Source organism: Protofrankia sp. CiT1 (assembly GCF_917627335.1).
In the GTDB taxonomy this organism is placed as follows: Bacteria; Actinomycetota; Actinomycetes; order Frankiales; family Frankiaceae; genus Protofrankia.
In genome coordinates, this window is record NZ_CAKJTP010000006.1 from 24390 (window position 1) to 35119 (window position 10730).

At 67.6% G+C, this 10730-nt stretch carries 10 protein-coding genes; 5 read left to right on the forward strand and 5 right to left on the reverse strand.

Features of this window, described 5'->3' with window-relative positions; genetic code table 11:
• Positions 1-111: 111 nt before the first annotated feature.
• Both MJ785_RS02230 and MJ785_RS02235 read right to left on the reverse strand, forming a co-directional pair.
• Positions 112-1308 carry a hypothetical protein gene (locus MJ785_RS02230; RefSeq protein ID WP_239379971.1) on the reverse strand — a complete coding sequence of 399 codons (1197 nt, stop codon included), beginning with the start codon at positions 1306-1308 and terminating at the stop codon, positions 112-114.
• Complete coding sequence (locus MJ785_RS02235; RefSeq protein WP_239310417.1) at positions 1305-1973, reverse strand: SigE family RNA polymerase sigma factor; 669 nt, start codon at positions 1971-1973, stop codon at positions 1305-1307. Before MJ785_RS02235 ends, MJ785_RS02230 begins: the two co-directional genes overlap by 4 nt.
• 972 nt (positions 1974-2945) lie before the next feature.
• Here MJ785_RS02235 and MJ785_RS02240 point away from each other — a divergent pair.
• The 3 genes from MJ785_RS02240 (at position 2946) to MJ785_RS02250 (ending at position 5434) form a co-directional block, all read left to right on the forward strand.
• Entirely contained in the window at positions 2946-3695 is a 750-nt protein-coding gene (locus tag MJ785_RS02240) for a DUF1778 domain-containing protein (protein ID WP_239310416.1), read from the forward strand.
• A 55-nt stretch (positions 3696-3750) separates the two neighbouring features.
• Positions 3751-4764 (forward strand): NAD(P)H-quinone oxidoreductase, encoded by a 1014-nt coding sequence (locus tag MJ785_RS02245; RefSeq protein WP_239345469.1) that lies wholly within the window; start codon positions 3751-3753, stop codon positions 4762-4764.
• Between the two features lie 70 nt (positions 4765-4834).
• Positions 4835-5434: a bacterial proteasome activator family protein gene (locus tag MJ785_RS02250; RefSeq protein WP_239345471.1), complete on the forward strand. Its 600-nt coding sequence runs from the start codon at positions 4835-4837 to the stop codon at positions 5432-5434.
• 102 nt (positions 5435-5536) lie between these two features.
• On the opposite strand, the gene MJ785_RS02255 is transcribed toward MJ785_RS02250, so the two are convergent.
• The 3 genes from MJ785_RS02255 to MJ785_RS02265 all read right to left on the reverse strand — a co-directional run bounded on the left by MJ785_RS02255 (position 5537) and on the right by MJ785_RS02265 (position 9428).
• Entirely contained in the window at positions 5537-6976 is a 1440-nt protein-coding gene (locus MJ785_RS02255; protein ID WP_239310413.1) for a metallopeptidase TldD-related protein, read from the reverse strand.
• Positions 6973-8547: a TldD/PmbA family protein gene (locus MJ785_RS02260; RefSeq protein ID WP_239310428.1), complete on the reverse strand. Its 1575-nt coding sequence runs from the start codon at positions 8545-8547 to the stop codon at positions 6973-6975. The genes MJ785_RS02255 and MJ785_RS02260 overlap by 4 nt, the downstream gene beginning before the upstream one ends.
• Before the next feature lie 86 nt (positions 8548-8633).
• Entirely contained in the window at positions 8634-9428 is a 795-nt protein-coding gene (locus tag MJ785_RS02265) for an HAD family hydrolase (protein ID WP_239310412.1), read from the reverse strand.
• A gap of 304 nt (positions 9429-9732) precedes the next feature.
• Here MJ785_RS02265 and MJ785_RS02270 point away from each other — a divergent pair, with 304 nt between their 5' ends.
• Together MJ785_RS02270 and hisG are read left to right on the forward strand one after the other, a co-directional pair.
• A complete protein-coding gene (locus MJ785_RS02270) occupies positions 9733-9996 on the forward strand; it encodes a phosphoribosyl-ATP diphosphatase (RefSeq protein WP_239310411.1) in 264 nt (87 codons plus the stop codon).
• A gap of 52 nt (positions 9997-10048) precedes the next feature.
• The coding region (gene hisG / locus MJ785_RS02275; RefSeq protein ID WP_239379972.1) for an ATP phosphoribosyltransferase at positions 10049-10730 on the forward strand (682 nt) is incomplete at its 3' end.

A 10730-nucleotide genomic window follows, 5' to 3' on the forward strand; every position in this document is an offset into this window, starting at 1 on the left:
TACCCCGGCTCGTCAGTCGCCACCCACCACCTCCGGTGGCTCCCTCCGCCGCCTCGCGATGCACGCACCCCAGCCCCACTCCTTGATCCACACCCCTATTGCCGGGCGCTCTTAATCCTCGAGGAGTACGGCCGCGGCAAGTGAGATCTGTCCCGAGGACACCGCTCCTGGCGGCCACCGGGACGAGGTCCCGCCGTCGTGTTGGAACCCCGGGAACTGGCCATCACCGTCCCTGTCTCCGGCCGCGGCCGACACCGTGACCGTCAGGCTGCGCGGCCCGGTGACAGCGCCGAAGCTGATCCGGACAACCGTGTCGGCCCAGCGGCCCGCCTGGGGCGCCACCAACGACGCCGGGGGGCTGGGCTGTCCGTCGAGGGTGGCTTGGACCTCGCCGCGGACTCCGAGGGTGCCGAGATACAGGTCCAAGTGGCCGTCCGCGGCCGCCGCCAGCGAGACGGTCAGCTTGAGCTCACCGGAAGCCGGTACGGCCAGGCGGCCGGTGTAATCCCTGCCGGTCGCCTGCGGCCTGCCGCCGCTCCAGTCGAAACGGCCCCTCGTTCCGGTCACCGCCGTCGGGCTGGCCCCGACAATGCCGAGCTGGCCGATGAGGGGGTTGCGAAGGTCCGCGCGCGCTTGTTCCCGGACGGGGAAAGTGTTCCCGAGCCCGTAGAGTACCCAATCCCTACAATTTCGCAATGGAAGGATGATTGTTTGTGCTGGAATTGCGAATGAGGAGATTGCTATCTGTTGATCGTTGATGATCGATGTTGTTGCCGTGGCTCGGGGTGTCGCGGGCGTTGTGGTATTTGTCGCGAGTGGCGCCGCGGCCGGTTCGGCCTGGTCCGGCCCGTCCAGGGGGGAGTTCGTGGGTGATGCTGGCAGGGCCGGGGAGCGGGGCGATGCCGAGGTCGAGGGCGCTGGTACCGCTATCGCGGTGATGGGCCGGCGGTCGTCGAACGGTGGGATGGCCCGTACGCCGATCAAGGTGATCGCGGCGATGCTCAGCATGCCGGTGGCCATGCCGATGACGATCATTGTGGGGCGGCGCGGAAATGGCCACGCGGAACGGCTCAGCCTCGATCGCAGGCCGCCGCGTGGCGCTGAGCGCGCGCGTTGCCGGCTGGCGTGGGGAGCACAGGCGCGATCGCCTGGTGCTGGCGCGCCGCCAGCCGCCCTGGCCATGCGTCCGCGGATTTCGGCGGTGTTCGGCTCGTGCGTCAACGCCGCTCTGGTCAGCGCGGCCGGCAGCCACGACTCAGCCTCGATGTGGGCGCGGCTGCCACCGTGCCTACGACGGGCGCCTGTCACGTGGCTTCTCCTCCCCGCAATCGCGCCGGTGGGTCAACGTCTCGCCGCGGGCGCGACAGCCCCTTGCGCGCGCCTGTTTTCGTCCCTCCTCTGGCCGGGGGGGTGGCCACCGGTGGGGACGACGCCACCCACGCGGTCTCATGGGCGCTTGCGGCCAGTAGCCGTTCCAGCTCGCCCGCGCCCTTGGACGTCTGGCTCTTGACCGTGCCGACGGATATTCCCAGGGTGCGCGCGGTCTCATGCTCCGACAGGTCGAATGCGTAACGGAGCACCACGCATTCCCGTTTGCGAGCGGGAAGCGACATCAACGCGGCCCGGACATCGACGACGGCCGGTACATCGGTGTCGACGCTGTTGGTCTCGGCCATGTTGCCGAGCATCCCCAGACCGCGCCGTTCACGCATGATCCGCCGCAGCCGGCTGGTTGCCATGTTCGCGACGGTACGGCGCATGTATGCCAGGGGATTGTCCACCTGTCGCACCCTGGCCCAGTGCCGCCAGGCCGCGGTGAACGCGTCGGCGGTGATGTCGTCAGCCGCGTCGTGATCGTTGGTCAGCAGGTAGGCGAGCCGCGCGAGCTGGCGATGATGCTGTTCGAAGAAGACGTGGAACTCCGCTTCCGAGCTGGCGGACCTGTCACCATCGGTGTAGTTGTCCCGTTCCAACCGGAGTGCTCCCGTAGCTCGTCCGATGGCCGACGCGTTCCCGGCGGTTCGATGATGATCGAGGGGTAGCCCCGCAGGCAACGCAGTCGAAGTATGTCTGACTGCCAGGGTGCGGTCTCGATCGGGTTGGCGTAACTTGACAATCCGACAACATAACAAGATCAAAGTTTTTCTTGCGTAGAGCTGCTTGCCACGACTAACTGTTTACTGCATGTAGTTGCGTGCAGCGCACGCTCGTCCGCGGCCGCGGTGAGCGGGGTCCTGACAAGTGGGTCGCGGTCGTTGCTGGATCTCAATGGTGATGTTTCCCCACACCGCCGGCCAGGGTACTCCCGCGCATATGGTTGCGCCGCGCGTTAACGTTCAGCCCAAGCAGGCCGTTCGTCCCCACCAGCCTGGCACACCACCCCCGCTTGATCCGGACGTTCCCGTTCCGGACGATCCGGGCCCCCTGCTGCCGGACGCCCCGGACCTCCCGCCCGCGCCGCACGAGCCGTCGCCGTACACCACGCCCGCTCCGGCGGAGCCCGAACCCGAGCCGGCATGTGTGCCCGTACGGGATGCCCTCGGTATCTCGTGGGCCTCAGCCCCTGAGCTGGTTGTGGCCTGGGTTTCCCGCGGCGTAAGAGCCGACGGCCGGCAACAGGGGACGCGGCAGCGCCGGGGCTATCGCGGGGCTGGGCTGCGCACCTCGCGTCATCGCTCCCCATCCATCCGCTCCCCATCCATCGCTGCGCGTCCATCGCCGCGCGACGCACGGGTACGCCGGCTCGTCGGTCGCCACCCACCACCTCCAGTGGCTCCCTCCGCCGCCTCGCGATGCACGCACCCCAGCCCCGCTCTTTGACCCACACCCCTATTGCCGGTCGCTCTTACCGGTTCCGCCGGGTGTTGGGATGATTCGCCGCCTGTTACTTTGGGTAGAGTATTTAGGTTCATAGAGTAATGCCATGGGGTGCTGGAGGTTCACGGATGTCGATGGTGAAGATTGATCCTGTCGGTACCGGCGAGAACGGACGCGTCTGGCGCCTGTTGGCCGCGGCCAGCGACGCGGCAGGTATTCCGGTCGCCGATTTCGTGATCGCTCATGCCACCAGGGCGGCGACCGACGTCCTGGCGGACCGTCGGCTCTTCTGCCTCTCGACCGAACAGGAAGATAACCTCGGCGCGCTGGTTGCGAAGCCTCCGCGACTGCCGGCGGGGCTTGCGAGCCTGCTGCAGACAGCCGGGCACGGCAGCGGCGCGCACGGGTTCAATGATATTGAAACGCTTGCGTCCCATCATCGCTGTTCGGCGTTCGACTGCGGATCGTTGCCGACAACGACCTGGTTGCGGGAACAGGCACTCGCCGCGGCGCGGAGCGGGCGTAACCGGGTGCGGGTCATCCGGCGGGGCTCTGGAGACGATGTCGCTGGTTATTACGCGCTGTCCAGCGGCAGCCTGGTGGGGGATGGCGGACAGACACCGGTATTGATCATTTCCAGGGTTGGTGTCGACCTCGCGGATCGCCACCGCGGCGTCGGCCGGGTACTCGTGGCTGATGCTCTGCGGCAGGCCGCGTATGCGGCGGGACCAGCCCACACGCCCATCCTCATCATTCATGTCGAGGACGCCTCGGCTCGGGAGTGGTGCCGAAAACTGAAGATTTTCTCCGGCTCGCCGTCGGACCCCTACCATCTGTTGCTGCGTGTCTGTGATCTGCGGCTGGCGATCCCGTCCTGAGCGTGGTGCCGGAGCGTGGTGCCGGAGCGCCGCGGCACACGGATACCGTGTATCTGTGTATGCCGTGACAGCGATGTCGCCAGGTGGCCCTGAGGTCATGTCCTGGGCCGAGGTGGCCGATCTGCCCCTCCCCGGTCCGGGTGAGGTGGCCATTGAGGTGGCTGCCTCCGCGGTGAACCGGGCTGACCTACTGCAACGACAAGGTCTCTATCCGCCTCCGCCAGGCGCTTCCCAGGTGCTCGGGCTGGAGTGCTCCGGCCGGGTCGCGGCGATTGGTGACGGCGTGACTGCCTGGCGGGTTGACGACGAAGTCTGCGCGTTGCTTTCCGGCGGTGGGTACGCGACCAGGGTCAACGTGCCCGCCGCCCAGGTGCTGCCGGTGCCGGCTGGTGTGTCGCTGGTGGCGGCGGCCGGGCTGCCCGAGGTCGCCGCCACCGTCTGCTCGACGGTGTTCGGGCTGGCCGGCCTGAGCGACGGTGAGGTGTTCCTCGTGCACGGCGGAGCGTCGGGGATCGGCACGTTCGCGATCCAGGCGGCGCGGGCCCTCCGGCCGTCGACGACCATTGTGACCACCGCGGGCAGCCCGATGAAGCTCGCCCGGGTCCGCGAGCTCGGAGCCGATTGTGCTGTTTCCTACCGGGACGAGGACTTCGTCGCCCGCCTGAAGGAGTTCACCGACGGCCGCGGAGCGGACGTCATCCTTGACAATATGGGTGCTTCCTACCTGGCTCGCAACGTGGCCGCGCTGGCCGTCGAGGGGCGGCTCGTCGTGATCGGGCTTCAGGGCGGCGGCAGAGGTGAACTGAACCTCGGGATGTTGCTGGCGAAACGGGGCGTCGTGCACGCGGTGTCATTGCGTGGCCGGCCGGAGGCGCAGAAGGCGGCGATCGTGGCGGCCGTCCGCGAACGTCTCTGGCCGGCGGTCGAGGCAGGGGCGATCATGCCGGTCGTCGATCGGGTGTTCCCGATTGAGCGGGTCGCTGACGCGCACCGGCACGTCGAGGCTCTCGGGCACGTGGGTAAGGTCCTGCTGGCGCTGCCAGGTTCGGAATACTCCGAATACCACTGAAAGTGGCCAGGTCGGGACTCATCTCCATCCTGCCTACATGTTTGCCGGAGCGACCAGGCAGGATGGACCCATGGCAGATCAACCGGACCCACAGATTGTGATCATTGGACCGGACGGTGCTGTGAACGCCGCTACGGCGGGTGCCAGCTCACGGATGGCGCCGGCTGATGTCGGTGGCGACACAGCCACGCCCCCGGTCCCCGGCGGTGGCGCTGACGGCGGCAGCGGCGGGGACGGTCACGGTGACCAGTCGAACATGCTCATGGAGATGGTGTCCCAGCCGGACAAGGTTATGCGGATAGGCTCGATGATCAAACAGTTGCTGGAGGAGGTGCGGGCGGCACCGCTGGATGAAGCAAGCCGGCTCCGCCTCCGGGAGATCCACCGTAATTCGATCAATGAGCTCTCCAGCGGCCTTGCTCCTGATCTTCAGAACGAGCTGGGCCGGCTCACGCTCCCCTTTGACGAGACGCAGACGCCGAGCGATGCCGAACTCCGGATCGCTCAGGCCCAGCTCGTCGGCTGGCTCGAAGGACTCTTCCACGGCATCCAGACGGCGCTGTTCGCCCAGCAGATGGCCGCGCGGGCCCAGCTGGAGGAGATGCGGCGGCGGGCGCTGCCGAGCGGTTCCCAGTCCGGAGAGCAGTTCGGTCGCGGCGCCTATCTGTAGACGCCGGCTGTATGCAGCCGGCTGAATATATCCACAGGTGATATATCCGTAGGTGCCGTCCGCGCGGCCGGACTGGGCCCGCGTCATGGGCTCGCCACCCGGTCAGCTGGCGGGGCTGACCGAGCTCATGTTGAAGTCGGGGATGCGCACAGCCGGCATCCGCGCAAGCGTGAACCAGTCCGCCCATTCGCGTGGAAGCGTCCGGACCGTGGTCCCCACCTCGGTAAGCCGGCCCAGCAGGTCCACCGGGCTCTCGTTGAAGCGGAAGTTGTTCACCGTGCCGGTGACCTCACCGTCCTCGATCAGGTAGACGCCGTCACGGGTGAGCCCGGTCAGCAGGAGGAGCCGCGGGTCGACCTCGCGGATATACCACAGGCAGGTCAGCAACAGCCCACGAGAGGTTTTCGAGATCATCTCGTCCAGTGAGGCAGTCCCACCACCATCGAGGGTCAGGTTGTCGATGAACGGGGTCACAGCCTGGGCGCTGGCGCGGGCCGACGCTCGGGTCTGGAGCAGCGCGGTCAACGTGCCGTCTGTGATCCAGTCGGTACGCCGCAGCGGCAGCCCGTTGTCGAACACACTCGATGTCGCGGATGAGGATGTCGCGATGACGAACGGTGTCGCTGACAGCTCCGGGTCGAACGGGTCGCTGAACAGGCGCAGGCCGGGCGGGCCGAGTGGCTGACCGATTCTGGTCCCGCCGCCGGCCTGGCTGAAGACCGTGCGTCCCTCGGCCGCGTCGCGGCCAGCCGCCGACCAGTAGGCATAGCTGAGCAGGTCCGCGACGGCGGACGGCGGCAGCAATGTCTCATAGCGGCCGGCCGGCAGATCCACCGAGCGCGCGGCCCAGGCCAGGCGCTGGCGCAGGAGGACGTCGGTGTCCGGCACGGACACGTCGGTGAAATCGTGTGTTGACTGGCCATGCCACACCGAGCCGCCAGGCGTTGCGCTCTTGGCGTTCCATTCCACGGAGCCGGCCGGCTGGCTGTGGCGTAGCCGGAGCCCCGCGGAGGTGCCGAGCCAGGTGGTGGTCAGCTCGTGCTGAGCGAAGCCGAACAGGCGGCGCCCGTCGGCCCGTGCCGCGTCGAAGGCGTCGCCGAGGTCGCGGGCGAACTCGGCGAACACACCGGTGCTGGTGCGCTGCGCGGGGTCGGTGAAGGTCGCCGCAGCCTCCGCCGCCGCGCGCGCGGCCGCCGCTGTCCCGCCGGACGAGCCCGCCTGGGTGCTGCCGGCGTCGGGACCAAGCAGCTCGGCGTAGTCGTCGGCGTTTTCAGCCTCGCGGGCGTCAGCCTCGGACAAACGCAGCAGCTTCGTCAGGGCGTCGCCATCGGTGACATCGCTCGCGGAGCGGACCCCGAACGCGCGGCCCACCACGCTGATCACGGTGACGGAGCGATCCCGGGCCGCGCCGTTGGTGGTCAGCGTGTTGTTGGCCCAGCGGAGGTTCACCGTGCTCGACTCGTCGGCAATCACTACGCAGCCGTCGGCCCGTGACGACGCCAGCGCCTGTTCAACGACCTCGTGGGACCGCAGCGGGCTCACCGGCCTGCCTCTCGCTGGGTGTTAAGGATGTTGATGCCCCGCAACAGCACGGACGGACAGCCGTGGCTCACCGCGGCGACCTGGCCGGGCTGGCCCTTGCCGCAGTTGAACGCGCCGCCCAGGACATAGGTCGCCTCGCCGCCCACGGCTTCCAGCGACCCCCAGAAGTCGGTGGTGGTCGCCTGGTAGGCGACGTCGCGCAGCTGCCCGACGAGCTGGCCACCGCGGATCTCGTAGAAGCGCTGGCCGGTGAACTGGAAGTTGTACCGCTGCATGTCGATCGACCAGCTCTTGTCGCCCACCACGTAGATCCCGCGCTCCACCCGGGAGATCAGTTCGTCCGTGGACGGCCCGCCCGGTGCCGGTTGCAGCGACACGTTCGCCATCCGCTGGATCGGCACGTGCCCGGGGGAGTCCGCGAACGCGCAGCCGTTGGAACGACCAGTGCCCAGGGCTGCGGCGTTCTGCGCGGCCATCCTACGGTCAAGCTGGTAGCCGACCAGGGTTCCGGCGCGGACGATGTCCCACTGGCCCGCCCGCACGCCTTCGTCGTCGTAGCCGATCGTCGCCAGGCCGTGCGGGGCGGTGCGATCACCGGTGACGTGCATGGCGGGGGAGCCGTAGCGCAATGACATGATCTTGTCGAGGGTGGCGAACGAGGTGCCCGCGTACGCGGCTTCGTAGCCGAGCGCACGGTCAAGCTCGGTGGCGTGGCCGACCGACTCGTGGATGGTCAGCCACAGGTTGGACGGGTCGATCACCAGGTCGTAGTGGCCTGCCTCCACCGAAGGCGCCCGGCTCTTCTCCGCCAGCAGGGACGGGATCAGCGCGATTTCAGCGTCCCAGTCCCAGCAGCCCGCGGCGGTGCCCGCCACCAGCCATTCCCAGCCGCGGCCGACGGGCGGCGCGATCGTGCGCATGGTCTCGAACCCGCCGGCGGCGCGATCGACACAGGTCGCCTCGAGCTGGCAGATCACTCTGACCCGTTGTTGGGTGGTGGTCGTCCCGGCCAGGTCCGCGTAGAACTTGTTCTCCATCACCTGCCCGAGCCGGCCGTCGACATGGTCGACCTCCGGGGCAGCCAGCAGCGTGCGGCACAGCCCGCCGACCCGTTCGATCTTCTCGGCGGTTTCGATCGTGAACGGGTCGACCGTGTAGGCCGACACCCATACCGCGTCGGTGTAGACGGGCTCGTCGGCCAGCTCCACCGGTTCGCTGTTGAGCGGTCGGGCCACCCGCGCGAGTTCAACGGCCTCCTTGGTCACCCGGACCGCTTCGTCGGTGGTGAGATCGACGCTGGCGGCGAATCCCCACGTCCCACCGTGGACGACCCGGACGGCGAAGCCGGCCGACCGGCTGTCGCCACGGCTTTCCAGACCGCCGTCGCGGAACGACAACGACGCGTCGCGGATCCGTTCGATGCGGATGTCGGCGTGGGTCACGCCAAGGTCGCGGGCGGTCTGCAGCACGGCGTCCGCGAGCGCCGCGCGAGGCAGCGCCAGGAAATCGGGATCAATGTCATGGGACGGTGGATGGGAGGCGCCTGGGCTGGTGCCCGCGGCACCGCCCATCCCAGCGCCCCCCGCCGAGGTGGTGGCAGATGTGGCCATGACCTCATCCTGACCTCCATCGAAATGATCTTTTTCAATGGGCAAGCTCAGGGGAAGATGCGTTCGATGACGTGGGCGACACCGTCGGCGTCGTTGGAGGCGGTGATCTCATCGGCCGCCGCGAGGACGTCCGGATGGGCGTTGGCGACCGCGACAGCGTGCCCGGCCCAGGCGAACATCGGTAGATCGTTCGGCATGTCACCGAAAGCGATCGTGTTCCGCGCGGGCATGTTGTACTGTTCCGCGATCTCCGCCAGGGCGACTCCCTTGGAGACGCCCGCGCCGGCAATTTCGACGAGATCGTGACTCGAGGTGGTGACCTCGGCCGCCGAGCCCGCGATCCCTACGATCGTGGCCCGGGCGCTGGCCAGCATGGTCTCACACAGCTCCCGGCGGACCAGAAGCTTCGTCGCGGGCATTGTCAGGAGAAGTTCGGTTATATCCCCGACACGTTCGTGCGGATCGGGCCATATCGTGCTGAAGGCTGGTTCCCGTCCGAACTGGCTGCCGCTTTCCACCGCGAAAGACACGTCCGGTATGGCAGCCCGGATTTCAGTGGCCAGGCGCAGCGCGGTGGTGACGTCCAGCGTGCGATGCCTGACCACGCGATGGCTGTCCAGATCATAGGCGATTGCGCCGTTAGCGCAGATTGCCAGGCCCGACGCGCCGGTCTGGGCCACGATCTCGGCCATCACCCGTGTCGGGCGGCCGGTGACGAACACGACGAGCGCGCCGGCGCCGCTGACTCGATGCAGCGCGGCTCGGGTACGAGCGGAGACCGAGCCGTCTGTTCGGATCAGGGTCCCGTCGAGGTCAGTGGCGACGAGCGCGGGATGGAACACAGTCGTTCAGTAAACCGCATGCGGATCGGGGCCGGCGGCGGGTTGTGGTGATCGGGCGGTGGATTCGTGCGCCCGCTCCCGGGCTGGCCCCGCCCGCTCGGGGCGGTGGTGCGTTACCATCTGGGTGGTCTCCCGATATGTTCACGTCCGGCTGGACGAGGCTTCCTGGCTGCGGGAAGCTCCGTCGTGGTGCTTGTCGAGCGCGGGCCTACCGGATTCCGGACAGCCCGGACAGCGGACAGATCCTTTCAGCGGCCAGAATGATCATTTTTGTGACCGGTGGGAAGGCAGGGTCTCCGCGGCGATGAAAACGTACGATGAACTGTATCTGGAGCTGGCTGGAAAATGGCGTGAACGAACGCCTGGATCGGGTAGCGTCGCCGCCCTTGAGAAAGGGATTCACCATATCGGGAAGAAACTGCTCGAAGAGGCTGCTGAAACCTGGATGTCGGCCGAGTACGAGGGGTCCGAACGTGTCGCGGAGGAGTTGTCGCAACTGCTGTACTGGAGCCAGTTGGTGATGATTTCCGCGGGTCTCACACCGGCCGACGTATACTCAAGGCTGTAACAGTGGGCCTGCTGTGCGCAGCCGGTGCCAAAACCGTGACACGGGGGCTATGATGCTTCGACTAGCAGTGCCCAACAAAGGGGCACTGGCCACGGCATCCAGTCAGCTGCTCGTCGACGCCGGCTACCGGGCGCAGCGAGAATCGGCGGAACTTGTCATCGCTGACGGCGAGAACGATGTGGAGTTTTTCTTTCTCCGGCCCCGTGACATCGCCGTCTACGTCGGGGCGGGTCACCTTGACATCGGCATCACCGGCCGCGATCTTCTCATCGACAGCGGCGTCGCCGCTGACGAGCTGCTGCCGCTCGGCTTCGGATTCTCGTCCTTTCACTACGCCGCGCCACTGGGCACCTTAGATGATCTCGCCGGCCTGGCCGGGACGCGCATCGCCACGTCATTCCCCGGGCTGGTCGCGGCCGACCTGGCTGACCGTGGCATCGACGCCCGCATTGTCAAACTGGACGGCGCGGTGGAGACGGCTGTCCGGCTCGGAGTGGCCGATGTCGTCGCGGACGTGGTGGAGACCGGGCGTACGCTGCGTGCTCACGGGCTGGCCCTGGTAGGTGAGCCGGTGCTGCGTTCTGAAGCCGTCGTCTTCGTGAAGAAGGGCTTGGAGCTCGTCCCCGCCCACGAGCGCCTGCTGCGCCGGATCCAGGGTGTTCTGGTCGCTCGGCGTTATGTGATCATGGATTACGACGTCCCCAAGTCTTTGCTTGAGAAAGCATGTGGGATTA